General features: G+C 58.1%; 23 protein-coding genes and 1 tRNA gene. 9 read left to right on the top strand and 15 right to left on the bottom strand.

Features of this window, described 5'->3' with window-relative positions:
* Positions 1-62: 62 nt before the first annotated feature.
* Positions 63-2,117, top strand: a complete 2,055-nt coding sequence (gene helD / locus RRF55_RS00695; RefSeq protein ID WP_032103554.1) for a DNA helicase IV — start codon at positions 63-65, stop codon at positions 2,115-2,117.
* 11 nt (positions 2,118-2,128) lie between these two features.
* Here the strand turns inward: helD and mgsA are convergent, their stop codons facing one another.
* Complete coding sequence (gene mgsA / locus RRF55_RS00690; RefSeq protein ID WP_004224034.1) at positions 2,129-2,587, bottom strand: methylglyoxal synthase; 459 nt, start codon at positions 2,585-2,587, stop codon at positions 2,129-2,131.
* Between the two features lie 154 nt (positions 2,588-2,741).
* Between mgsA and RRF55_RS00685 the strand changes: the two genes are divergently transcribed.
* The gene (locus RRF55_RS00685) at positions 2,742-3,155 is read left to right on the top strand and encodes a CoA-binding protein (protein ID WP_004144085.1); all 414 of its coding nucleotides are present in this window, start codon (positions 2,742-2,744) and stop codon (positions 3,153-3,155) included.
* Between the two features lie 29 nt (positions 3,156-3,184).
* Here RRF55_RS00685 and hspQ read toward each other — a convergent pair whose 3' ends face one another.
* Positions 3,185-3,502 carry a heat shock protein HspQ gene (gene hspQ, locus RRF55_RS00680; protein WP_002898441.1) on the bottom strand — a complete coding sequence of 106 codons (318 nt, stop codon included), beginning with the start codon at positions 3,500-3,502 and terminating at the stop codon, positions 3,185-3,187.
* Positions 3,503-3,561: 59 nt separating this feature from the next.
* Entirely contained in the window at positions 3,562-4,764 is a 1,203-nt protein-coding gene (gene rlmI / locus RRF55_RS00675; RefSeq protein ID WP_004176645.1) for a 23S rRNA (cytosine(1962)-C(5))-methyltransferase RlmI, read from the bottom strand.
* A 190-nt stretch (positions 4,765-4,954) separates the two neighbouring features.
* Here rlmI and RRF55_RS00670 point away from each other — a divergent pair, with 190 nt between their 5' ends.
* From RRF55_RS00670 to yccX, 3 genes are read left to right on the top strand one after another with little or no spacing between them, the layout of a single operon-like run.
* Positions 4,955-5,509: a YbhB/YbcL family Raf kinase inhibitor-like protein gene (locus RRF55_RS00670; protein ID WP_020804579.1), complete on the top strand. Its 555-nt coding sequence runs from the start codon at positions 4,955-4,957 to the stop codon at positions 5,507-5,509.
* Positions 5,510-5,526: 17 nt separating this feature from the next.
* Positions 5,527-6,315: an AraC family transcriptional regulator gene (locus tag RRF55_RS00665; RefSeq protein WP_004183586.1), complete on the top strand. Its 789-nt coding sequence runs from the start codon at positions 5,527-5,529 to the stop codon at positions 6,313-6,315.
* A gap of 48 nt (positions 6,316-6,363) precedes the next feature.
* A complete protein-coding gene (gene yccX, locus RRF55_RS00660; RefSeq protein WP_004150835.1) occupies positions 6,364-6,645 on the top strand; it encodes an acylphosphatase in 282 nt (93 codons plus the stop codon).
* Here yccX and tusE read toward each other — a convergent pair.
* Positions 6,642-6,971 (bottom strand): sulfurtransferase TusE, encoded by a 330-nt coding sequence (gene tusE / locus RRF55_RS00655; RefSeq protein ID WP_002898457.1) that lies wholly within the window; start codon positions 6,969-6,971, stop codon positions 6,642-6,644. The two genes, yccX and tusE, sit on opposite strands and share 4 nt — an antisense overlap.
* 88 nt (positions 6,972-7,059) lie before the next feature.
* Positions 7,060-7,719, bottom strand: coding sequence for an FtsH protease modulator YccA (gene yccA, locus RRF55_RS00650; protein ID WP_002898458.1), 660 nt, complete (start codon positions 7,717-7,719; stop codon positions 7,060-7,062).
* A gap of 269 nt (positions 7,720-7,988) precedes the next feature.
* Between yccA and RRF55_RS00645 the strand changes: the two genes are divergently transcribed.
* Entirely contained in the window at positions 7,989-9,641 is a 1,653-nt protein-coding gene (locus RRF55_RS00645; RefSeq protein WP_032414751.1) for an ABC transporter substrate-binding protein, read from the top strand.
* 119 nt (positions 9,642-9,760) lie between these two features.
* Positions 9,761-9,848, top strand: a tRNA-Ser gene (locus RRF55_RS00640).
* 221 nt (positions 9,849-10,069) lie between these two features.
* Here the strand turns inward: RRF55_RS00640 and RRF55_RS00635 are convergent.
* Positions 10,070-10,618, bottom strand: coding sequence for an EAL domain-containing protein (locus tag RRF55_RS00635; protein WP_102000101.1), 549 nt, complete (start codon positions 10,616-10,618; stop codon positions 10,070-10,072).
* Positions 10,597-10,884: a hypothetical protein gene (locus RRF55_RS00630; RefSeq protein ID WP_004191035.1), complete on the bottom strand. Its 288-nt coding sequence runs from the start codon at positions 10,882-10,884 to the stop codon at positions 10,597-10,599. The genes RRF55_RS00635 and RRF55_RS00630 overlap by 22 nt, the downstream gene beginning before the upstream one ends.
* 64 nt (positions 10,885-10,948) lie before the next feature.
* Between RRF55_RS00630 and RRF55_RS00625 the strand changes: the two genes are divergently transcribed.
* A complete protein-coding gene (locus RRF55_RS00625; RefSeq protein ID WP_002898472.1) occupies positions 10,949-11,137 on the top strand; it encodes a hypothetical protein in 189 nt (62 codons plus the stop codon).
* 169 nt (positions 11,138-11,306) lie between these two features.
* On the opposite strand, the gene RRF55_RS00620 is transcribed toward RRF55_RS00625, so the two are convergent.
* The 5 genes from RRF55_RS00620 to RRF55_RS00600 all read right to left on the bottom strand — a co-directional run bounded on the left by RRF55_RS00620 (position 11,307) and on the right by RRF55_RS00600 (position 18,099).
* A complete protein-coding gene (locus RRF55_RS00620; RefSeq protein ID WP_021312901.1) occupies positions 11,307-12,272 on the bottom strand; it encodes a PDR/VanB family oxidoreductase in 966 nt (321 codons plus the stop codon).
* A 57-nt stretch (positions 12,273-12,329) separates the two neighbouring features.
* Positions 12,330-13,778 carry an NAD-dependent succinate-semialdehyde dehydrogenase gene (locus RRF55_RS00615; protein WP_048331714.1) on the bottom strand — a complete coding sequence of 483 codons (1,449 nt, stop codon included), beginning with the start codon at positions 13,776-13,778 and terminating at the stop codon, positions 12,330-12,332.
* A gap of 18 nt (positions 13,779-13,796) precedes the next feature.
* On the bottom strand, positions 13,797-14,921 hold the full coding sequence (gene yeaW, locus RRF55_RS00610; RefSeq protein WP_064153102.1) for a carnitine monooxygenase, oxygenase subunit YeaW: 1,125 nt from the start codon (positions 14,919-14,921) through the stop codon (positions 13,797-13,799).
* 36 nt (positions 14,922-14,957) lie between these two features.
* Positions 14,958-16,565 carry a BCCT family transporter gene (locus tag RRF55_RS00605; protein WP_004183615.1) on the bottom strand — a complete coding sequence of 536 codons (1,608 nt, stop codon included), beginning with the start codon at positions 16,563-16,565 and terminating at the stop codon, positions 14,958-14,960.
* A gap of 448 nt (positions 16,566-17,013) precedes the next feature.
* Positions 17,014-18,099 (bottom strand): tartrate dehydrogenase, encoded by a 1,086-nt coding sequence (locus RRF55_RS00600; protein ID WP_016531254.1) that lies wholly within the window; start codon positions 18,097-18,099, stop codon positions 17,014-17,016.
* An 82-nt stretch (positions 18,100-18,181) separates the two neighbouring features.
* Here RRF55_RS00600 and RRF55_RS00595 point away from each other — a divergent pair, with 82 nt between their 5' ends.
* Entirely contained in the window at positions 18,182-19,144 is a 963-nt protein-coding gene (locus tag RRF55_RS00595) for a LysR substrate-binding domain-containing protein (RefSeq protein ID WP_004221441.1), read from the top strand.
* On the opposite strand, the gene RRF55_RS00590 is transcribed toward RRF55_RS00595, so the two are convergent.
* The 3 genes from RRF55_RS00590 to puuR all read right to left on the bottom strand — a co-directional run bounded on the left by RRF55_RS00590 (position 19,141) and on the right by puuR (position 22,789).
* On the bottom strand, positions 19,141-20,421 hold the full coding sequence (locus RRF55_RS00590) for an NAD(P)/FAD-dependent oxidoreductase (protein WP_104456692.1): 1,281 nt from the start codon (positions 20,419-20,421) through the stop codon (positions 19,141-19,143). The genes RRF55_RS00595 and RRF55_RS00590 overlap by 4 nt on opposite strands.
* Positions 20,422-20,423: 2 nt before the next feature.
* A complete protein-coding gene (gene puuC / locus RRF55_RS00585; protein WP_032429937.1) occupies positions 20,424-21,911 on the bottom strand; it encodes an aldehyde dehydrogenase PuuC in 1,488 nt (495 codons plus the stop codon).
* Positions 21,912-22,231: 320 nt separating this feature from the next.
* Entirely contained in the window at positions 22,232-22,789 is a 558-nt protein-coding gene (gene puuR, locus RRF55_RS00580; protein WP_002898590.1) for an HTH-type transcriptional regulator PuuR, read from the bottom strand.
* Positions 22,790-22,799 lie beyond the last annotated feature (10 nt).

The following is a 22,799-nucleotide window of genomic DNA, read 5'->3' as shown; positions in this document are numbered from 1 at the left end:
AGCACCTGGTCCGGGGCGGTTAAACTGAAAAACAATCCACCCTGATTGAAAATCGACATTATATGGAACTTAAAGCGACAACATTGGGCAAACGCATGGCTCAGCACCCTTATGATCGGGTGCAGCTACTGAACGCCGGGGTAAAAGTTTCCGGCGATCGTCATGAGTATCTTATCCCTTTCAATCAGTTATTGTCAGTGCATTGTAAGCGCGGTCTGGTCTGGGGCGAACTGGAGTTTGTGCTACCGGACGGGAAAGTCGTGCGTTTGCACGGTACCGAGTGGAGTGAAACGCAGCGCTTTTATCATCATTTACACACACTCTGGCAGCAGTGGAGCACGGAGATGAGCAATATCGCCGCCGGCGTGCTGAAGCAGCAGCTGGCGACGATCGAGCACACTCGCGCAGAAGGCAAGTGGCTAACCCGTCAGCAGGTGGCGGATGTTCAGGATAATATACGCCATGCGTTGACTGGTTTGCCGATGCCCACCAGTCGGCTTGATGCCTTTGATAACTGCCGGGAGCTGTGGCGGGAGTGTCAGCGCTGGTTAGGCGATATTGAAGCGACGCGTCTGGCCCATAACCAGGCCTTTACCGAGGCGATGCTGGAGCAATATCGCGAATTTTTTGATAGCGTTGAGTCGTCCCCGCTCAATGCGTCACAAGCGCGTGCGGTAGTGAACGGCGAGCGCTCCCTGCTGGTGCTAGCGGGAGCGGGCAGCGGTAAAACCTCGGTACTGGTGGCGCGAGCGGGCTGGCTGCTGGCGCGGGGAGAAGCCGCGGCAGATCAAATTTTGCTGCTGGCATTCGGCCGCCAGGCGGCGCAGGAAATGGATGAGCGGATCCGCGAGCGTCTGGCATCAGATGATATTACCGCGCGTACTTTCCATTCGCTGGCGTTGCATATTATTCAGCAGGGCAGCAAAAAAGTGCCCACTATCAGTAAGCTGGAAAGCGATACTGCGGCCCGCCACGCATTGCTGCTGAAAAGCTGGCAAAAGCAGTGCCAGGAGAAAAAAGCGCAGGCGAAAGGTTGGCGCCTGTGGCTGGAAGAAGAGATGGGCTGGCAACTGCCGGAGGGGGACTTCTGGCAGGACAAAAAGGTGCAGCGGCGGATGGCCAGCCGGCTTGACCACTGGGTGAGCCTGATGCGCATGCACGGCGGCTCCCAGGCGGAGATGATTGCCGGGGCGCCGGAAGCGGTACGCGACCTGTTCAGTAAACGGGTGAAGCTGATGTCGCCTCTGATGAAAGACTGGAAGGCGGCGCTCAAGGCCGAGAATGCGGTCGATTTTTCCGGCCTGATCCATCAGGCGGTCAATATTCTCGATAAAGGCCGCTTCGTCAGCCCATGGAAACACATTCTGGTGGATGAATTTCAAGATATTTCGCCGCAGCGAGCCTCGCTGTTGGCCGCGTTACGCCGGCAGAATAGCCAAACCACGCTCTTTGCCGTCGGGGATGACTGGCAGGCGATCTACCGGTTCAGCGGGGCGCAGCTTTCTCTGACCACCGCATTCAACCACTACTTTGGCGAAGGGGATTGCTGTGCGCTGGATACCACCTATCGCTTTAACGGGCGTATCGGCGAAATAGCCAATGGCTTTATCCAGCAAAATCCGCATCAGTTAAGCAAACCGCTGAACAGCCTTATGGCAGGTGATAAAAAGGCCGTCACGCTGTTAGCCGACGACAAGCTGGACGATCTTCTGGATAAGCTGAGCGGTTACGTTAAGCCCGAGCAGCGCATCCTGCTGCTTGCCCGTTATCACCATCTGAAGCCTGAGGCGCTCAACAAAGCGGCGACGCGCTGGCCGCACCTGCAGCTTGATTTTATGACGATTCATGCCAGCAAAGGTCAGCAGGCTGACTTTGTCATTGTGTTGGGACTACAGGATGGGGAGGATGCGTTTCCGGCCCCGGCGCGCGAGTCGATTATGGAGCAGGCGCTCCTGCCGCAGCCGGAAGATTTTCCGGATGCGGAGGAGCGTAGACTGTTGTACGTGGCGCTCACCCGCGCTCGTCACCGGGTATGGCTGTTATTTAACAAGGCGCAACCTTCGCCGTTTGTCGAGATCCTGCAGGCGCTGGGTGTGCCCGTGGCCAGGAAGCCGTAATCGCGGCTCGATTATTTCAGGCGATCGGCAAGATAGCGTGGATAATCCGGGATCAGAATATCGAGCGGTTGACCGAAGTGCGGCGACTGGATAATAAAGTCAGCGGTGGAGACGTTAGTGGCGACCGGAATGTTCCAGACGGTGGCCAGGCGCAGCAACGCTTTGACATCCGGGTCGTGGGGAACGGCGTTCAGCGGATCCCAGAAGAAGATCAGCACGTCGATTTTGCCTTCTGAAATGAGGGCACCCACCTGCTGGTCGCCGCCCATCGGACCGCTCAGCATGGCATTAACCTCCAGGCCGGTAGCCCGGGAGACGAGATTACCGGTAGTGCCGGTAGCATACAAAATATGTTGCGCCAGCAGCGCCTGATGGCGAGCAACCCATTTCATCAGCATATCTTTGCAGTGATCGTGAGCCACCAGCGCGATATGTTTTTGCGCAGGCAGGGTACGTGTTGTCAGTTCCATATTTTCATTCCACATTTTGACCTGCAAACAGATTACTGAATGTGGCTGTCGCTGCAAGCATCGGGGATGAAAATTTTGCTGAATCTGTGGGTTAGGCTGGATGGCCCCCTGCTGCGGATTAGCATACACTTAGGTGAAATAGCAGGAGGAAACCATGAAAGAGAATGATATTGCTGGCATCCTGACCTCGACACGGACGATTGCGCTGGTCGGAGCCAGCGACAAGCCTGACCGTCCGAGCTACCGGGTCATGAAGTATCTGCTGGATCAGGGGTATCACGTTATCCCGGTTTCGCCGAAGGTGGCGGGCAAGACGCTGCTGGGACAACAGGGGTATGCGACGCTCGCCGACGTTCCGGAAAAGGTCGACATGGTTGATGTCTTCCGTAATTCAGAAGCGGCGTGGGGCGTAGCGCAGGAGGCGATAGCCATCGGCGCGAAAACGCTATGGCTGCAGCTGGGGGTGATCAATGAGCAGGCTGCGGTGCTGGCCAGGGAAGCCGGATTGAGCGTAGTGATGGATCGCTGCCCGGCCATTGAACTACCGCGACTGGGATTAGCAAAATAACAAAAAACCCCGCCTGGCGGGGTTTTGTTTTAGTTGCGAAGGCGCGGAGCCTGCAGCTGCTGACGAATCGTTTTGGCCAGTTCGTCAAGGGACGGCTGTTCCGGGTGTTCGTCGCGGGTTTCGCTGCTCAGCTGCGCTTCTGCCAGATAGGTGTGAATCGGCTGGCCATCATCATCTTCCATCACCACATGGTACCAGGGCGCCGCGCGCAGTTCGTCATTGGCGGCAATTTCATCCTCTTCCGGCTCCGCGAGCGAATACTCGGGATCGACATCGACGATGACGCCCAGGTAGCCCAAGAGCGTATGGCGGACCTGTTGGCCGATACCGAATTTGCTGGCTATCATAGGCACCTCCTGGGAAACATGAATACTCCCTATATGAGGCTCATGTTTCGTTTTTCAAGTTACATGACGCGACAGGCAAACCCCTTCAGATACAGCCCTTCCGGGTAGGTTGCGATCACCGGGTGGTCGGCAGCCTGACGGAACTGTTCTATAAATTGTACATCACGCCCGGCATCAATTGCGGCATCGGCGATGATTTTCTGAAATAAATCGGTGGTCATCAGCCCGGAGCAGGAGAATGTCAGCAGCACGCCGCCGGGGTTCAGCAGCTGGATCGCCAGCATATTGATATCTTTATAGCCGCGGCAGGCGCCCATCAGCTGGCTTTTATTTTCCACGAACTTCGGCGGATCCATCACGATCACGTCGAATTTCTCTCCCCGATCGCGGTATTTGCGCAGCAGTTTGAACACGTCGTCGCGCACAAATTCCGCTTTGGACAGATCCAGTCCGTTGATCTCCACGTTCTGGCGGGCAACGTCGAGCGCCTCCTGCGAGGTATCCACGCTGGTGACCTGGCGGCAGCCGCCCATCAGCGCCGACACCGCAAAGCCGCCGGTGTAGGAGAAGCAGTTCAGCACCCGTTTATCCGCGACATAGCGGCGGGTGGCCAGGCGGCTGTCACGCTGGTCGAGGTAGTAGCCGGTCTTGTGCCCGCCCTGGATATCGACCAACAGCTTCATGCCGTGCTCGGTGATCGGCAGCAGCGCCGGGGGCAGTTCGCCCACCACCGGCCCCTGGGCCAGCTCCAGTCCCTCTTTTTTACGCACGGCGACATCGCTGCGATCGTAAATGGCGCAGTCCGGGAACAGGTTCTGCAGGGCGCTGATGATGGCGGCGCGCTGGTATTCGGCGCCTGCGCTGAGCAGCTGCAGCACGAAAAAGTTGCCAAAGCGGTCGATAGTGACGCCCGGCAGGCCATCGGACTCGCCGGCGATCAGGCGGTAGCTGTCGAGGCCATCGCGCTCGGCCAGCCAGGCACGCCAGGTTTGCGCCTGCTTCAGACGGCGTTCAAAGAAGGCGCTATCGATGGCTTCATTGCGGTCGAAGGTCCACACGCGGGCGCGGATCTGCGACGACGGCGAGTAAGCGCCGCGGGCCAGCCATTTTCCCTGATGGTCAACGATATCGATGGTTTCACCGCTGCGGGCTTTACCTTCCATGCGGGCGACGCCGCCGGAGAATATCCACGGATGGCGACGCAGCAGGGATTTCTCGCGTCCTTTGGCTAACACTAAGCGGGGGAATAGGGAATCTGTCATGGGGCTACCTTTAAGCAACGGGAATGTCGGCACCGAAAAATGGCGCGTAGATTAGCACACCTGGCGCACGCAAGCATCTTTCGCCCGGCAGGCACAGGTGAGCGTTTCGGCACAAAATGCAGGCGCTTCGGCACATTCAGCTGGTGCGGACTCTCATACCCTGTTTTCTCACCCCAACGAGGAGCAGACGATGAAAACAGGTATCCGCATGGCTGTGGCGATGGTAACGGCTGTGAGCAGCGGCGCGATGGCCGCGCCGTTTAGCGTAAGCAGCAATGATATGCGTGACGGGCAGCCGCTGGCCCAGCAGCACTGGTTTGCCGGTTTCGGCTGTACCGGAGGCAATGTCTCTCCGCAGCTGGCATGGAAAAACGCCCCGGCGGGTACGCGCAGCTTCGCGGTCACCGTCCGGGATCCCGATGCGCCTTCCGGCAGCGGCTGGTGGCACTGGACGGTGGTCAATATCGCCAGCAGCGTCTTTTCGCTGCCCGCTGGCGCGGGAGATAAAAACAGCGCTACACTGCCGGGCGGAGCGGTCCAGGGCCGCAACGATTTTGGCTATGCCGGCTTCGGCGGCGCCTGTCCGCCGGCGGGAGATAAACCGCACCGCTATCGCTTTACGGTATGGGCGCTGGATGTCCCCACGCTGCCGGTGGATGCCGGGGCCAGCGGGGCGCTGGTCGGCTATCTGTTACATAGCCATGCTCTCGCCAGCGCACAGTTGACGGCGATGGCCGGGCGTTAAAATAAAAGGTCGGTCTGATGGAGAGTATCCACTTTCAGCATAACGCCTTAACCGCGGCGGAGATCACCACCCGACGGCTATGCAGACTGCATCGCGTGCGGCTGTTCTCCCCGGCGCTCTGTCGGGTGAAACGCGGCAGCAAAGTGATTGTGCAAGGGGAGAGCCGGGTGCTGGCGACTCCGCAACAGCTGATTGTTTTGCCAGCTGACGTGGAACTGGAGGTGATTAACCAGCCGGAGAATGGCCTATTTTGCTCCGATCTGCTATCGCTGACGCCCGAGCTGCTGACGAGGTTTAAGACTCGTTATCTCAGCGAACCACCGCCAGGGCGCCTGACCTCGCTCTGCGCACCGGTGACGACAGAGCTGGCGTTTATGTGGCAAAGCGTTCTGCAGGCGGTGCGGGAGGGATTGTCCGTCGCGCTGCAGCAGCACCAGACCATGGGGCTGCTGCTGGCCCTGCATGAGGCTGGCTATGCGGGCCCGCTGCTCGTCGAGCGGCAGCAGGATCTGTCGGCGCAGGTGCGGCAGCTGATTATGCTGTCGCCGGCGCAGGCATGGAGCGTGTCGCGGGTGGCGAAAATGCTCTTTCTCGGCGAGTCCACGCTGCGCCGTCGGCTGCAGCAGGAATCGCAGAGTTTTCGCCAGATCGTCGAGGAGGTGCGGATGGCCCACGCCCTGGGGCAGCTGCAGACCACCTCGCGGCCAATAGGCGAAATTGCGCAGAACAGCGGATATCAGTCGGGATCGCGCTTTACCGCGCGCTTCCGTCAGCATTATGGTTTACTGCCGAAGCATGTACGCTGAACGAATTTGCTATCCTCAGCGTATAGCGTGAGCGAAAAGGAGATGATTATGGCCAGTATCTGCACAATGGCATGGGTTTACGGTTCGGTTCAGGGCGTGGGATTTCGCTATTCCACGCAGCGGGAAGCGCTGCAGCTGGGGGTGACCGGTTATGCCCGTAATCTGGATGACGGCGGGGTGGAAGTGCTTGCCTGCGGCGAGGCGGAGCAGGTGGAAAAACTCATCGCCTGGCTGAAAGCCGGGGGGCCGCGCAGCGCGCGGGTTGACCGAGTGTTAACCGAGCCCCATCAACCCACCCGCAGCTGGGACAAATTCGCGATCCTCTATTAGATGCACTTCACCGGCTTCGGCAAGCCGGCGATTTTAGTCGCCTGTTTGGCGGGTCCTTTCGGGAACAGGCGATAGAGATAGCGGCTGTTGCCTTTCTCTTCGCCAAACTTGTTGGCCATCGCCTTGACCAGCATACGGATCGCCGGGGAGGTGTTAAATTCAAGGTAAAACTCGCGCACAAAGCGCACTACTTCCCAGTGTTCAACGGCGAGCGTTATCCCTTCCTGCGCGGCAATGACTTCCGCCATCGCCTCGCTCCACTGGGTGGTATCTTTCAGATAGCCTTCGCTATCCGTTTCAATTTCGTTGCCTTCAAAAATAAACATGATTTTTCACATACCGCCTGAAACTGGCCGCAGTGTAGCAAAAAAAAAGGCCCCGCATAAGCGAGGCCTCTGTTAAGCAGGGGAGCGGTTAGTCCCGGCTGGCGAAGCCCAGGATGCTCAGCAGGCTGACAAAGATGTTGTACAGCGAAACATACAGACTGACCGTCGCGCGGATATAGTTGGTTTCACCGCCGCGGATAATGTTGCTGGTCTCGAACAGGATGGCACCCGAAGAGATCAGGATGAACACCGCGCTAATCGCCAGGTGCAGCGCCGGCAGCTGCAGGAACAGGTTAGCGACCATACCAATCAGGACGACCACCACGCCGGCCATCAGCATCCCGCCAAGGAATGACATGTCTTTACGCGTCGTCAGCACATAGGCCGAGCAGCAGAAGAAGACCAGCGCCGTGCCGCCCAGCGCCAGGCCGATTAAATCGCCCATGCCGGCAGAAAGATACGCGTTCAGCATCGGCCCAAGGATATAGCCGAGGAACCCGGTGAAGGCGAAGGCGGAAATAATCCCGGTGGGTTTATTCGCCGTTTTGTAGGTCAGGAACATCAGACCGTACATCCCCACGAGGGTCAAAATGAGACCCGGCGAAGGGAGCATCAGCACTGTGCTGGCGGTGGCGGTGATAGCGGAAAACGCCAGCGTCAGGCTGAGCAGGAAGTAGGTGTTACGCAGAACCTTGTGCGTGCTGAGCAGCGAGGAACGGTCACGCGATGATGTAATTATGCGATCCATGAGTCACTCTCTTATGACAGATGTAATTAGGGATAAAGAATAAGAAAAACAAGCGTGAAGCCCTAATGCTTTTACCCATCTTTACTTAGTTTTTACCGCTTTTGCCTGGCATAAAATTCTATATAGATAGGGAAAAGCGATATATTTTCGCTTTTCGCGTCGCTGAGCCGATCGAAATCTTATAGGTCACTGAAAAATATTGCCTTATGGCACTTCTGCGACTAAGTGTGGAAGAGGGGGATTACCCCGTACGTCAAAGGCAAAGGGAAATGACATTACACAAAAAAAATCACATCACCCGAACACTCCTGGCTGTCAGTATGCTGGCTATGAGCGGCGGGGCGCTGGCGGCGCAGGTGCCGCCGGGCACCCAGCTGGCGGAAAAGCAGGAGCTGGTCAGAAATAACGGCAGTGAACCGGCGTCACTCGATCCGCATAAAGTCGAGAGCGATGTTGAATTTAATATCATTAGCGATCTCTTTGAAGGGCTGGTTAACGTGTCGCCAGCGGGAGCGATCCAGCCGCGACTGGCGGAACGCTGGGAAAACAAAGACAACCTGTTATGGACCTTTCATTTACGCCCCGGTCTGACCTGGTCTGACGGCACGGCCATTACAGCGCAGGATATCGTCTGGAGCTGGCAACGGCTGGTCTCGCCGGCAACAGCCTCCCCCTACGCGAGCTACCCTGGCAATATGCATATCGCCAACGCCCGCGAGATTGCCCTCGGGCAAAAGGGACCCGAGACGTTGGGGGTGAAAGCGCTGAACGACACCACGCTGCAGGTCACTCTGACCCAGCCGAATGCCGCCTTCCTGGCGATGCTGGCGCACCCTTCGCTGGTACCGATCGACAAAGTGCTGGTGGAGCGGTATGCCGATAAATGGACCCGACCAGAGCATATCGTCACCAGCGGCCCGTATAAGCTGTCCCAATGGGTGGTGAATGAGCGGCTGGTGGCTGAACGTAATGCAAAGTACTGGGATAATGCGCATACCGTTATTAATAAAGTGACTTACCTGCCAATCTCTTCGGAGGCCGCCGATGTCAACCGCTACAAAACAGGGGAGATTGATATTGTCTATACGGTGCCGATCAATCAGTTTGCGCAGTTGCAGAAAACCATGGGCGACCAGCTGGACGTTTCGCCGCAGCTGGCGACCTATTACTACGAATTCAATACTACCCGGCCGCCGTTTAACGACGCCCATGTGCGTCGCGCGCTGAATATGGCGCTTGATAAAGATATCATTGCCGGAAAAGTGCTTGGCCAGGGCCAGCGCCCGGCCTGGCTGATCGGTCAGCCGGATATCGGCGGCGTGACGCTGCATAACCCGGACTACGCCAGCTGGCCGCGTGAGAAACGGATTGCCGAGGCGAAAAAACTGCTGGCGCAGGCGGGGTATGATGAAAGCCATCCGCTGGTCTTTACCCTGCTCTATAACACCTCTGAGTCGCACCAGCGTATCGCCATTGCCGCCAGCTCTATGTGGAAGAAAAACCTCGGCGTCGAGGCGAAGCTACAGAACCAGGAGTGGAAGACGATGCTGGATACCATGCATACGCATAACTTCGACGCCGTCCGCTACGCGTGGATTGCCGACTACGACGATGCCGCCACCTTCCTCAATACTTTCCGTACCGGTGATAGCGAGAACACCAGTCAGTACAGCAACCCTGCTTACGATGAGGCCCTGCGCAATGCGGCGAAAGCCTCCGACGTGGCGACCCGGGGCAAATACTATCAGCAGGCGGAAGATCTGCTGGCGCAGGATGTTCCCGCCATTCCGGTCTATCACTATGTACGTACCCATCTGGTGAAACCTTGGGTAGGGGGCTTCACGCCGGATAAGCTGGGGTATTACTACACCAAAGACATGTACATTAAAAAACACCCATCCGCCAGCGGCGATGGGCGTTGATTTTCTGTGCAAACTGCCTGAAATTCAGACGAATAACACAAAATTGTTTGTTTTTAAGGCAGTTGATCAAAATGATGCTTTACAGCATCCGCCGAGGTGTTTATAGTGCGCCTCACACCGGAAGTGTGGCCGAGCGGTTGAAGGCACCGGTCTTGAAAACCGGCGACCCGAAAGGGTTCCAGAGTTCGAATCTCTGCGCTTCCGCCATATAAAAGAAGGGGTTACCGAAAGGTAACCCCTTCTTGCTTTGTCCGGTCGGTCGTGCATGACCCGGACAGCGACCGACGACGTTTTCATTCCCACAGCGCTGATGGATATATAGCCCGTCGCATGGCAGGACTTTTCACAACGCCCGCTTATTCTTCGACAATCCGCGCCTTCGGTTTGCTCAGCAGGAGCATGACCAGCGCGACGTAGGGCATCGGCTTTCAGAAATAGTAGCCCTGCAGCAGATGAATATTCTGGCGATTAAGATAATCCCGTTGGGCCTCGGTTTCGACGCCCTCGGCAATGATGCGCAGTGAAAGCGTCCGCGCCATCTCTATCACGCAGTCCAGCAGCTTGCTTGCCGGCGCCTCCCCGGTTACCCGGCCGACAAAACTCTGATCGATTTTGATATAGTCGAAAATCAGCTCGTGGAGACAGGAAAGCCCGGAATAGCCGGTGCCAAAGTCGTCCAGCGCGACGGAAAACCCGCGGGAGTGTAACGTATTGAGCTTGTCCACAACCGCCCCGTTGAGCAACAGCGGCTCCTGCTCCGTGATCTCCTGCATCAGCTTCACCGCTTTACCCTCAAAGCCGCGCTGATAGTGCAGGCAGTCATCGATAAACGTCGGCGCGTTAATATGTGACACGCTGATATTCAGGCCAATATGAAACCCATCCGGTAGTTTACTAAAGAGTGGTCTCATCTGCGCGTTGACCTGAGCCATCAGGCTGCGGGTTAGGGGAATAATTAAGCCGGTACGTTCGGCCAACGGAATAAATTCCGCGGGCGAGCGCGCTGGCGTCGTGCTGTTTTGCCAGCGGGCGAGGTAAATACCTCCTGGTGTGGGTCCGCAGCCAGCGGCTTAACATCGCCATATCTGGCAATCATTTGGTTCTGCACCCAGAGTGCCAGCCCGTTGTTATCGGTATCGCTATATAGCGCATCGCGCAGATGGATGTCGCTGATCGTGACAATCACCCTGATCGGCGCTAAGCGCGTCTGATAGATCAGCACCGGCCGCTTATTGACCATCATTCTGGCCGGGAGCAGTAACAGAGGGTCATCAGGCAAAGACTCAGGGCTAAGTGTCAGGACCCGGTTGCCAGTTAATGACGAACACGCCAGCAAGAAATACCATCAGCGCCAGGGAAAAGGCAATCACTCGCAGCCGGTGGATGAAGAGACGGCGTTGTTTCTTGGCGATCGCACCGTCAGCCAGGCCGCGTGGCAGCCCGGCGCGATGGTGCGACTGACGGTCAGCGGCAAGGCGCGGGTATTTAGCGGCTAATCCCTGAGCAGGCGGCGCCGGCTATCGCCGGTGCCGCACAGAAAGCTAATCAGGCGGAGGATGAAGCCGATAGTATCCGCGCCACTGACCTCGTCGCCATGGAGTGGTAGTACGTTGGAACAATTCCGCGGGGTCAGTCCATCTCACCGCCGTTTTGCCGGTGTGCGCTTTACAAATCCAGCACTAACCGGCCGCCTTTGGCGCGTGAGCAGCAGATCAGCATACTCTGCTGGCTGGCTTTCTCTTCCTCGCTGTAATACTGATCGCGGTGGTCGGCTTCCCCTTCCAGAATCATCGTTTCGCAGGTGCCGCACACCCCTTCTCGGCACAGGCATTCGACCTTCGCCGCTTTGTTATTCTCGATCACCTGCAAAATGGTCATATCCTGCGGCACGGTAAATTCGCGTCCGGAACGCGCCAGCACCAGGGTAAATGCCTCTCCGCTTTTATCCTCAAGGATAAACTGCTCAAAGTGCAGCTGGCTGGCGGGCACCTGATGGCGTTCGGCGGCGGCTTTCACCGCCTCGTTAAGCGCCGCTGGGCCGCAGGTATACACGTGGGTTCCTGGCTCGAGGTCGGCGAACAGGCGCGGTAGGTCGAGACGGCTGCCGAGCGCTGATACATGAACATTGACCCGATCGCGCCATGGCGCAGCGCGAAGCGTATCGACGAAAGCATTACTGTCGGCGTCGTGAAAACAGTAATGCAGCTGCCAGTCGGCCTGTCGCTGTTCCAGTTCCGGAATATGCGATAAGAATGGCGTAATGCCGATGCCGCCGGCGATCAGCAGATGTTTTCGCGCCTGTGGGTCGATGGCGAACAGATTGTTGGGCGTGGACACCGTCAGGGTATCGCCCGGGCGCACCCGCTGGTGCATAAAACGCGAGCCGCCTTTGGAAGGCGACTCAAGACGCACCGCAATCTGCCAGCTGGTGGTATCCAGCGGCGAGCTCATTAGCGAATAGGCGTTACTGTAGCGCTGCTCGCCATCCTGCATCTGGACGATAATATGGCTGCCGCCGCTGAATGCCGGCAGCGGGGCGCCGGTCGGCGACACCAGCGTAAAACGCTTCACAAGAGGGGTGATCTGTTCAACATCGCGAACGACCGCCTCAAACATTTGATAATCAGACATCGCTGAACTCCATCAAAAAATCCCGGCGTGGCTAGCGCCATCGCCGGGAGAGCACATTTACAACCCCTGGCAGAGATACTTCATCTCCAGGTAATCTTCGATTCCGTGTTCCGACCCTTCGCGGCCAAGACCGGACTGCTTTACCCCGCCAAATGGCGCGACCTCGTTGGAAATTAGCCCGGTATTGATACCGACCATGCCGTATTCCAGCTGCTCGGAGACGCGCCAGATACGGGCGGCATCGTTGCTGTAAAAATAGGAGGCGAGACCGTAGATGGTGTTATTCGCCTGCTCGATGACCTGCTGCTCATCGTCAAATTTCACCAGCGCCGCCACCGGGCCGAAAATCTCTTCCTGCAGCAGCAGTGACCCCGGCTGTACGTCGCCGATCACCGTAGGGGTGAAGAAATTACCGCCCAGCGGATGCGCTTTACCGCCAGTTAACAGCGTGGCGCCGCGGCTCAGGGCGTCGTCGAGCAGGGACTGCACTTTGCGCCCGGCCTCGGCGTTGATCAGCGGGCCAATCTGTACATCGGACTCGCTGCCATCGCCCACTTTCAGGGCGGCGACACGGGCGACGAACTTATCGCAGAATTGGTCGTAGACGGCGCGATGAATATAGAAGCGGTTGACACAGACGCAGGTTTGCCCGGCGTTACGGAACTTGGCGATCAGCGCGCCCTCGACCGCTTTATCGATATCGGCATCGTCAAAGACGATAAACGGCGCGTTACCGCCGAGCTCTAAAGAGAGCTTTTTGATGGATTCCGCGCACTGGCGCATCAGCACGCGGCCAACTTCGGTCGAGCCGGTAAAGGAGAGCTTACGCACCCGCTCATCGCCGGTGAACACCGCGCCAATCTCTCGCGACTGGCCGGTAACGACGTTAATGACGCCCTGCGGGATCCCGGCCTGATTCGCCAGCTCAGCCATCGCCAGCGCGGTAAACGGCGTTTCGTTAGCCGGCTTAATCACCATCGTACAACCCGCGGCCAGCGCCGGGCCGGCCTTCCGGGTGATCATCGCCGCCGGGAAGTTCCACGGGGTGATCGCCGCGCAGACGCCTACCCCCTGGCGGATCACCATCAGGCGTTTATCGGCGCCGGGGGAGGGGATTATCTCGCCGTTGGCGCGTTTCCCTTGTTCGGCAAACCACTCGATAAACGAGGCGGCATAGGCGATTTCGCCTTCCGCTTCCGCCAGCGGCTTGCCCTGCTCGGCGGTCATGATCTGCGCCAGCGCGGTCTTGTTTTCGAGGATCAGGCGGTGCCAGTTTTTCAATAGCGCGGCGCGCTGGGCGGCGGTGAACGCGCGCCAGCCCGGCAGCGCGGCCGCGGCGGCATCCACTGCCTGTTGCGCTTCCGCACGCCCCATATTGGGGATCTGGCCGAGCGTCGCGCCGGTGGAAGGATTGCTGACGGCAAGCGTCGTGCCGTCGGCGGCGTCGCGCCAGCTTCCGGCAATCAGCGCCTGCTGGCGAAACAGATCTGAGTGAAACACAGACATAGCAAGCTCCTTCAACGATTACGGCTGGAACACCTGGGCGACCAGATTGTGGAAATGCGCGATCCCGTGCTCGGAGATACCGCTGCCGCTGTTATACGCCATAATGCGCCCCTGGCCGCGATAGCCGCGGGACTTCAGCCCCTTCTGTACGCTTTCCACCAGGCGTAAATCTTCCGGGCGGAACACGTCGCGATACCACTCAATCAGCGCTTTCTGATCGTCAGTCAGCTCTTCGTTGGTGAAATAGATGTCGTAATTCTGCAGAGTGGTCTCTTCATCCACCGGGAATTCATAGATAACGGTCATCATGCCCTTGATCGGCGTGACGTTGAACATGGTGCACGGCCACAGCCAGAAACCGTGAAACGCGGCGTCGGTACCCTCTTCGAATTTAAACGACTGCTCGGACGGTTTGGCGAAGCCATACTGCAGCGTCCATTTGCCGTGCATGGTGTGCCAGTAGCGGTCAACCTGGACGGAATCCGAGAAGCCCGGGTGCGCCGGACCGCAGTGGTAACATTCCAGATAGTTATCGACGATATTTTTCCAGTTCGCCGGGGTGAGGGTGGTAAAGCGCGCCGCCAGTTTCAGATCATGCACGTCCGGACAGGCTTCCAGCACTTTGTCCTGCAGCCCCGGTAGCTGCGTTTCCACACTCTCCGCTTCCGGATTCATATTGATAAACACAAAGCCGGCATACTCTTCCAGGCGAACCGGCACCAGCGTTGCCTTTTCGCTATCGAAATTCGCCACGTTTTCGCAGTTGCGGGCGTGGGCGAGATTGCCGTCCAGCTTGAAGGCCCAGGCGTGATAGGGGCAGGTAATCACGTTTTTGGCTTTGCCCTCGCCGCTCAGTAGCTGGTGGCCGCGGTGTGGGCAGACGTTATAGAAGGCGCGCAGAATGTTGTCGCGGCCGCGGACTATAACGATATTTTCGCCGATGATCTCCCGGGTAATGTAATCGTTCGGCCGGGCGACCTCGCTGCCGTGGGCGACGCAAATCCAGCTATTGGCGAAGATGCGCTCTTTCTCGTGCTCAAACGCCTGGCTGTCGGTATAAAAACGGGCCGGAATGGTCCAGGCATCCTGCGGATTAGCGCAAAAGTTAATCGGCAGGGTGAAGTCAGGGCTCAAATTGCTCATGTAGGGTCTCCTTGTGATTATTGTCAGTAAGAGGTTTTACAGCGACTGGCCGTCGCCTTTGAGTACCGCGCCAACCGGCAGCGTCTCGGCTTTAATAATGGGCTCGGGGGTATGGGTTTCTATCTGATGGACCGGAACGTGGGCGTAGTCCTGTTTTAACCAGCGCACGAAGCCGCCGGTTTTAATCAGTAAAATGGCCAGGAACGGTAGGGCGGTCAGCACCACGGTAGTTTTCATGGTCTCAAGCGAAGCGCCGGTAAACAGAATCGACAGCGGGATGAGGGTGATCACCACGCACCAGAACAGGCGCATGCCGCGATCCGGATCCTCGCCTTCGCGCAGGTTGCGGGTACTGGTCGCCGCCATGGTGTAGGCCACCGCATCCATGTGCGAGGCGAGGAAAACAATCATCACGAACAGATAGGCGGCGAGGAACAGCTTACCTGCCGGCAGCGACATCAGGACCTGCTGGACGGCGGTTTCGCCGCCGAGAGTCTGCATCACCTGTGGTACGTTAATCACGCCGTTGACGAACTGATGCATGGCATAGCTTTCCATCACCCCGAAGAAAAACCAGCAGCCGGCGGTGCTACCGAGGAGCAGTCCCCAGATCACCTCTTTGATTTTGCGCCCGCGGGAGACGCGGGTGACGAACATCGCCACGCCTGGGGTATAGGAGATCCACCACAGCCAGTAGAAGACGGTCCAGTTGCGGGTAAAGGCGCCGTCGCCGAGCGGGTCGGTAAACAGGCTCATCTGCAGGAAGTTTTGGGTCGTCAGGCCGACGGCGTTAATGACGTTATTGGTGATGAATTCGGTCGGGCCAACCAGTAATACCACCAACGGCAGCAGAAACGCCCCCCAGCCGACCATTTTGCTCAGGCGCTGCAGGCCGTTGTTGATGCCAATCCACGAACTCATGCAGAAAATACCGCCGGAGAGCAGGATCACAAATGCCTGCACGGTGAAGTTATCCGGCAGTCCGGTCAGCGCTGACAGGCCGCGGGTGAAGGTGGCGGCGGTGACTACCAGCGAAATGGTTAACGCGCCGACGGTAGCGATCAGGAACATCAGATCGACCAGACGGCCCCAGAAACCTTGCGGATTAACGCCGGTGATCGCCGAAACGATCCCGGAGAGGCTGAGGCCTTTATTTTTCCGCACGTGGAAGTGATAGGCCATGATCAGCGAGGCGAGGGTATAGGTTGCCCAGGCGCTAACCCCCCAGTGGAAGAAAGAGTAAGGGATGCTGTATTCCAGCGCTTTCGGCGATTGCGGGGCAATGTTCAGGCCCGGGGTCTGGTAGTAATAAGCCCATTCGGCAACGCCCCAGTACAGCGTGGAGGAGCCGAGACCGGCGCAGATAAACATAAACAGCCATGAGAGGGTACTGTATTCGACTTTACCTTCGCCGAGACGGATATTGCCGTATTTGCTGGTGGCCAGATACAACACCAGTCCCAGCGCCAGCAGCACCAGTACCTGTACCGTGGAACCCAGCAGGCGGGTCACGCCGTTAAAAATCGAATCAGCCGCCTGCGCGGTTTGCTGGGGGAAGAGACTTAATGTAGCGGCGATGAAAACAATGGCCGCCAGGCTGATGGCAATCAGCGGCACATCTTTTTTCTTTACGTTGCTCAACATGAGTGATCTCCTGGGCATGATTGCCCGTCGGTGGCTTTAGCCTGTCGTTGTTATCACGCTGTAGGGTCAGGGTTCGTAGCAAGATGCTATTAACAATTGGATTATTTCTTCGTTACATGAATTAAACAATTGGCCGTTTCGTGAAGCAATAAAACACGAAACGGAAATAATAAAAGGTGAATTGGCGCAGGTTCTGTCCTTTCAGGAATTAATAAAGTTCACCGCTGTGATGCGGTTCACTTGTCAATCGTGGGGGATTCTGCATAGCGAAAAGAGAGGGGAGTTGGCGGACCAGGCGCGCGGGTTTTCCCGGGTAGCGGCTACGCCTTACCCGGGCTACTCGCGGTGCCGTTTTTTGCCGGGTGGCGGGTAACGCCATACCCGGGCGATATTCTCGTGCTATTGTAGCCCCGGTAAGCGCAGCGCCACCGGGGGGCGGCCGGAGTAATTACGCCAAAATGGCCTTACAGATAGCGTCGCTGACCTGCTGCGTTGAGGCACTGCCTTTCATGTCCGGAGTTTTCGGTCCGCAGGCGATCGTCTGCTCAATCGCCGCCAGAATGCCATCGTGAGCGGCGTGGTAGCGCTCATCGCCGTTGCCGAGGAAATCGAGCATCATCGCCCCGGCCCAAACGGTGGCTATCGGGTTGGCGATATTTTTACCGTAAATATCCGGCGCCGACCCGTGAACCGGTTCGAACAGCGACGGGAAATTGCGCTCCGGATTGAGATTGGCCGACGGCGCAATGCCGATAGTGCCGGTACAGGCCGGGCCGAGATCGGAGAGAATATCGCCGAACAGGTTGGAGCCGACCACCACGTCAAAACGCTCCGGCTGCAGCACGAAGCGGGCACACAGGATATCGATATGCTGCTTGTCCCAGCGAATTTCGGGATAGTTTTTGGCCATCTCTTCCACCCGCTCATCCCAGTAGGGCATGCTGATCGCCAGACCGTTGGATTTGGTTGCGGAGGTCAGCGTTTTGCGTGGGCGGCTTTTCGCCAGTTCGAAGGCGTAGCGCAGGATCCGGTCCACGCCGCGGCGGGTAAAGACCGACTCCTGAATCACCACTTCATGCTCGGTGCCTTCATTGGCGCGGCCGCCAAGGGCGGAATATTCGCCTTCGGTATTTTCGCGCACCACGTAAAAATCAATATCGCCGGCCTTTTTACCCGCCAGCGGGCAGGGGACGCCGGGGAACAGGCGCACCGGGCGCAGGTTGACGTATTGATCGAACTCGCGGCGGAACTTCAGCAGCGACCCCCACAGCGAAATGTGGTCGGGAACGGTATCCGGCCAGCCGACGGCGCCGAAGTAGATAGCATCGAAGCCCTGCAGCTGCTCGCGCCAGTCGTCCGGCATCATCTTGCCATAATGGGCGTAATATTCGCAGCTTGCCCACTCCATCTGCTCGAAGCTCAGCGACAGATCCCAACGCTGTGCGGCGGCTTGCAGCACGCGAATCCCTTCAGGCAGAACTTCTTTGCCAATTCCGTCACCCGGGATGGCGGCAATACGACAGGTTTTTTTCATTCCGGTTCTCACTTTTTAACGATGATGTTTGACCACCTGCCTATCCTATAATTGACTGGTTCATAATTAATCACGCTAACTGGTGAAACATAAAACACAGATCATGAATAATCTGCCGCTGCTAAATGATTTACGCGTCTTTATGCTGGTCGCTCGCCGGGCCGGGTTCGCCGCCGCCGCCGAGGAGCTTGGCGTATCGCCGGCGTTCGTCAGCAAGCGGGTTTCGCTGCTGGAGCAAACCCTGAATGTGATGTTGCTGCACCGGACCACCCGTCGGGTCACCATTACCGAAGAGGGGGAGCGGATCTATGAATGGGCGCAGCGCATTTTGCAGGATGTCGATGAGATGATGGATGAGCTTTCCGACGTGCGCCAGGTGCCGCAGGGAACGCTGCGTATTATCAGTAGCTTCGGCTTTGGCCGTCGGGTTGTCGCCCCGGCGCTGTCGGCGCTGGCTCTCCAGTACCCGCAGCTGGAGCTGCGTTTCGATGTCCAGGACCGGCTGGTGGATTTAGTCAATGAAGGGGTGGATCTCGATATTCGCGTCGGCGACGATATCGCACCGAATCTGATTGCCCGCCAGCTGGCGGCCAATCACCGCGTACTCTGCGCCTCGCCGCAGTTCCTTGCCCGCCATGCGCCGCCGAAACAGCTGAGCGATCTGGCCGCGTTACCCTGCCTGGTGATTAAAGAGCGCGATCATCCGTTCGGCGTCTGGCAATTGCATAGCAAAGAGGGCCAGCACGCCATCAAGGTAACCGGGCCGCTCTCCTCCAACCATGGTGAAATTGTGCATCAGTGGTGTCTGGACGGGCAGGGGATTGCGCTCCGTTCGTGGTGGGACGTCCGGGAGAATATCGCCAGCGGACATCTGGTGCAGGTGCTGCCGGACTACTGGCAGCCGGCCAACGTCTGGGCGGTTTACGTCTCCCGGCTGGCGACGTCGGCCAAAATCCGCACCACCGTGGAGTTTCTGCGCCACTACTTTCAGCTGCACTATCCGCAGCATGAGCCGACGGCCAGCGCCGTCGGCAGAGGCGATTAAACCCCAAGGCGGTCGCGCAGGCTGTAGTAGGCGGCGCCCATGGCGGTAAAAGGAATGCGCAGGCTGCGGCCGCCCGGGAACGGGTAGTGCGGCAGTTTGGCGAAGGCGTCGAAACGCTCGGCGTCGCCGCGCAGCAGCTCTGAAATCAAGCGTCCGGCAAGGTGGGTACAGGTCACGCCGTGGCCGCTGTAGCCCTGCATGTAGTAAATATTGTTATCGAGACGCCCGAACTGCGGCATCCGCGACAGGGTTAGCAGGAAGTTGCCCGTCCAGCGGTAGTCAATTTTCACCCCCTGCAGCTGCGGGAAGGTTTTCAGCAGTTTCGGCATAATCAGCCGCTCCACGTCGTCCGGATCGCGCGCGCCGTAGACCACGCCGCCGCCGTACAGCAGACGGTTGTCGCCGGTCAGACGGTAGTAGTCCAGCAGGTAGTTACAGTCTTCCACACAGTAGTTTTTCGGGATCAGCGAGCGGGCGACCTCTTCCGACAGCGGAGCGGTAGTGACCACCTGGGTGCCGCACGGCATGCTGCGTTTCGCCAGCTCCGGCTCCAGTTTATCGCCGAGATAGGCGTTGCCGGCGACGATCACGTAGCGCGCGGTGACCTGGCCGCGCGCGGTGCTGACCACCGCCGGGCTGGTGTGCTGGATGCGGGTGACCGGCGACTGCTCATACACCCGGCCGCCGTTCATGCGAATGGCATCCGCTTCGCCGATGGCAAGGTTCAGCGGGTGAATATGGCCGCCGCTGTGGTCGAGCAGGGCGCCGACGTAGCGGTCGCTGTCCACTTCGCGACGAATGGCCTCTCTGTCCAGCAGCTCCAGCTGGGTGTTGCCGTAGCGCTCCCAGTTGGCTTTCTGCTCTTCCAGGGTTTCCAGCTGTTTATGGTTCATCGCCACGAACAGGCCGCCCGGGCGGTAATCGCACTGGATCTGATACCGCTGGATGCGTTCGCGGATGATATCGCCGCCTTCGAACATCATGCTGCCGAGCATTTTTGCCGCATCCGGGCCGTAGTTCTTTTCAATGACGTCGATATCGCGGCTATAGGAGTTGACCAGCTGACCGCCGTTGCGGCCGCTGGCGCCGAAGCCGATGCGCGCCCCTTCCAGCACCACCACGTCGTAGCCCATTTCGGCCAGATGCAGGGCAGACGAGAGGCCGGTGTAGCCGCCGCCGACGACGCAGACGTCACAGTTGATGGATCCCTCCAGCGTCGGGAATGGTTCATACTTGTTGGCGCTGGCGGCATAGTAGCTAGTGGTATGTTCAGTCATGATCAAGACTCCAGGGCAATCCAGATGGTTTTCAGTTCGGTGAATTTTTCCAGCGCGTGCAGCGATTTATCGCGCCCGTTGCCGCTCTGCTTGTAGCCGCCGAACGGAACGGTCATATCACCATCGTTATAGTTGTTGACGAAGACCGAGCCGGCCTTCAGGCGGCGGCTCATGCGGTGGGCGCGGGAGAGATCGCGGGTCCACACCGCGGCGCCCAAGCCGTAGTCGCTGTCATTGGCGAGCTTTAGCGCCTCTTCTTCGCTTTTGAAGCGGGTCACCACCAGCACCGGGCCGAAGATCTCTTCCCGGCTGAGGGTTGATGCCGGGTCGACGTCAACGAAAATGGTCGGGCCAACGGCGGCAGGCCACGGGTTTTTCCGTCCGTCGAGGAACAGCGTGTTTTTACTTTCGCCGCCGCGAATAAAGCTATGCACGTTGTCGGCATGGGTATTGTCAATCAGCATGCCCATGGTGGTGTCCGGATCGAGCGGGTTGCCCGGCTGCCAGTGTTGCGCCTCAGCTTTCAGCCGTGCCAGGAACTCGTCAGCGATGCTCTCCTCGAGCAGCAGACGGGTCCCGGCGATGCACACCTGTCCCTGGTTGTAGAAGATGCCGCCGGCGGTGGCGCGAACCGCTTGTTGCAGATCCGGGCAATCGGCGAAGACAATGTTGGCGCTCTTGCCGCCCGCTTCCAGCCACACGCGCTTCATATTGCTGTCGCCGGCGTCTTTCAGCAGCTGCTTGCCGGTGCGGGTGGAGCCGGTGAAGGTGATGACTTCAACATCAGGATGCAGGGCCAGCGCCTGCCCGGCCTCGTGGCCAAAGCCGCTGACCACGTTCAACACGCCGTCCGGCAGGCCGGCCTCTTTCGCCAGCCCGGCCAGACGCAGGGCGGTGAGCGGCGATTTTTCCGAGGGTTTGAGGATTACGCTATTGCCCGCCGCCAGCGCCGGGCCGAGTTTCCAGCAGGCCAGCAGCAGCGGGAAGTTCCACGGCACCACCGCGGCGATCACGCCAATTGGTTCGCGAACGATCATCGCCAGCTCGTTGCTGCCGGTGGGGGCCACTTCGCCATAGACTTTATCCAGCGCTTCGGCATACCAGCGAATGGCGCGGGCGGCGCCGGGAATATCGTCGCGCAGGCTGTGGCGAATCGGTTTGCCGGTATCCAGCGTTTCCAGCAGCGCCAGCTCTTCACGATGGGCCTCCATCAGATCAGCAAAGCGAGTGAGGATCGCTTTACGCTGTGCGGGGGAGGCCTGCGACCAGTCGCCGTTATCAAAAGCCTGGCGCGCGGCTTTCACCGCCCGTTCGACGTCGGCTTTTTTACCGCGGGCGACCTGGGCTAATGTCTGCTGCGCGGCAGGGTCGATAGTCTCAAAGGTGGTATTATCGGCCGCGGCGCAATATTCGCCGTTAATAAATAAGCGTGTTTCAATGGCCAGGTTTTTCGCTTTTTCCTGCCAGTAAGCCAGGTGCTGAAAATTCATCATGACTCCTTAAAAACATTATCGGCAAAATAATCAGTGCGGCGTTTTCAGGCTGCACGGGGGCACTGCGCCGGGCGCAGGGCATAGCGTATCCCCGAAGTTGAATACCGTTTTATTCTCCTGAGTTTTGACGGGTTGTTTGCAACCCGAATTATTCAGGAGCGAGTCGCCATTCACTGGCGTTAATTATTTCAGGGCCAACAGGAAATAATATTCCGTACGGCGCAGACGTTATTACTACGAGTTCTTCGCCGCGACGAAAATAGATTTTCCGTCGCGACAGGCCTGAAGTAAGCCTGAACCTCGTTCAGGCGAAATAATCAGAATGTGGTGGGGGTGTGGGCACTGATGATGCGGCAGATGCCTGCCGAGGTGTTGCTGAAGCTGTGCGGAATGCCGGTATTAATGGCATAGCTCTGTCCAGCCACCAGGTGGTACGACTGACCGTTAATGGTCAGCACGATCTCACCTTCCAGTATGGTGCCTATCTCCTCACCCTGATGCTTAATCCTCTCCCCGGTCGTGGTTCCAGGCTGGTAAGTTTCAAAAATCATCGCCAGCGTACGGTTCGGATTTCCGTTATGAACCAGCTTCATGGAAACGCCCTGACTTCCCATCTCAATCAGGTCATCCTGATTAATGACCACCTGGGGTTCGTCCGGCTTTTCGGGTTCAGAAAAGAATTCCGAGAGCGACAGCCCATAGACTTTCAGCAGCTTTTGCAGCGTACTGATGGCAGGACTGACTTTATCCTGCTCTATGGTGCTGATGGCACTATGTGTTAACCCAGACAGTTCGGCGGCACGACGCTGTGAGAGACCCAGCTGTTGGCGGATCTCTGACAGACGTTTCCCTGGCGCCAGTCCGTCATCGCTCATATTTGCATTT

Source organism: Klebsiella sp. K47, assembly GCF_051858335.1.
GTDB classification, from domain to species: Bacteria; Pseudomonadota; Gammaproteobacteria; order Enterobacterales; family Enterobacteriaceae; genus Klebsiella; species Klebsiella pneumoniae.
The sequence above is the reverse complement of the archived record's forward strand: the minus strand, read 5'-3'. Positions and strand labels throughout refer to the sequence as shown.

What these genes read in the sequence shown, in the direction of transcription:
- helD (WP_032103554.1), top strand. Translation starts at nt 63, where the DNA reads ATGGAACTTAAAGCGACAACATTGGGCAAACGCATGGCTCAGCACCCT.
- mgsA (WP_004224034.1), bottom strand. Translation starts at nt 2,587, where the DNA reads ATGGAACTGACAACACGTACCCTGCCTGCGCAAAAACATATCGCGCTG.
- RRF55_RS00685 (WP_004144085.1), top strand. Translation starts at nt 2,742, where the DNA reads ATGAAAGAGAATGATATTGCTGGCATCCTGACCTCGACACGGACGATT.
- hspQ (WP_002898441.1), bottom strand. Translation starts at nt 3,502, where the DNA reads ATGATAGCCAGCAAATTCGGTATCGGCCAACAGGTCCGCCATACGCTC.
- rlmI (WP_004176645.1), bottom strand. Translation starts at nt 4,764, where the DNA reads ATGACAGATTCCCTATTCCCCCGCTTAGTGTTAGCCAAAGGACGCGAG.
- RRF55_RS00670 (WP_020804579.1), top strand. Translation starts at nt 4,955, where the DNA reads ATGAAAACAGGTATCCGCATGGCTGTGGCGATGGTAACGGCTGTGAGC.
- RRF55_RS00665 (WP_004183586.1), top strand. Translation starts at nt 5,527, where the DNA reads ATGGAGAGTATCCACTTTCAGCATAACGCCTTAACCGCGGCGGAGATC.
- yccX (WP_004150835.1), top strand. Translation starts at nt 6,364, where the DNA reads ATGGCCAGTATCTGCACAATGGCATGGGTTTACGGTTCGGTTCAGGGC.
- tusE (WP_002898457.1), bottom strand. Translation starts at nt 6,971, where the DNA reads ATGTTTATTTTTGAAGGCAACGAAATTGAAACGGATAGCGAAGGCTAT.
- yccA (WP_002898458.1), bottom strand. Translation starts at nt 7,719, where the DNA reads ATGGATCGCATAATTACATCATCGCGTGACCGTTCCTCGCTGCTCAGC.
- RRF55_RS00645 (WP_032414751.1), top strand. Translation starts at nt 7,989, where the DNA reads ATGACATTACACAAAAAAAATCACATCACCCGAACACTCCTGGCTGTC.
- RRF55_RS00630 (WP_004191035.1), bottom strand. Translation starts at nt 10,884, where the DNA reads ATGATGGTCAATAAGCGGCCGGTGCTGATCTATCAGACGCGCTTAGCG.
- RRF55_RS00620 (WP_021312901.1), bottom strand. Translation starts at nt 12,272, where the DNA reads ATGTCTGATTATCAAATGTTTGAGGCGGTCGTTCGCGATGTTGAACAG.
- RRF55_RS00615 (WP_048331714.1), bottom strand. Translation starts at nt 13,778, where the DNA reads ATGTCTGTGTTTCACTCAGATCTGTTTCGCCAGCAGGCGCTGATTGCC.
- yeaW (WP_064153102.1), bottom strand. Translation starts at nt 14,921, where the DNA reads ATGAGCAATTTGAGCCCTGACTTCACCCTGCCGATTAACTTTTGCGCT.
- RRF55_RS00605 (WP_004183615.1), bottom strand. Translation starts at nt 16,565, where the DNA reads ATGTTGAGCAACGTAAAGAAAAAAGATGTGCCGCTGATTGCCATCAGC.
- RRF55_RS00600 (WP_016531254.1), bottom strand. Translation starts at nt 18,099, where the DNA reads ATGAAAAAAACCTGTCGTATTGCCGCCATCCCGGGTGACGGAATTGGC.
- RRF55_RS00590 (WP_104456692.1), bottom strand. Translation starts at nt 20,421, where the DNA reads ATGACTGAACATACCACTAGCTACTATGCCGCCAGCGCCAACAAGTAT.
- puuC (WP_032429937.1), bottom strand. Translation starts at nt 21,911, where the DNA reads ATGAATTTTCAGCACCTGGCTTACTGGCAGGAAAAAGCGAAAAACCTG.
- puuR (WP_002898590.1), bottom strand. Translation starts at nt 22,789, where the DNA reads ATGAGCGATGACGGACTGGCGCCAGGGAAACGTCTGTCAGAGATCCGC.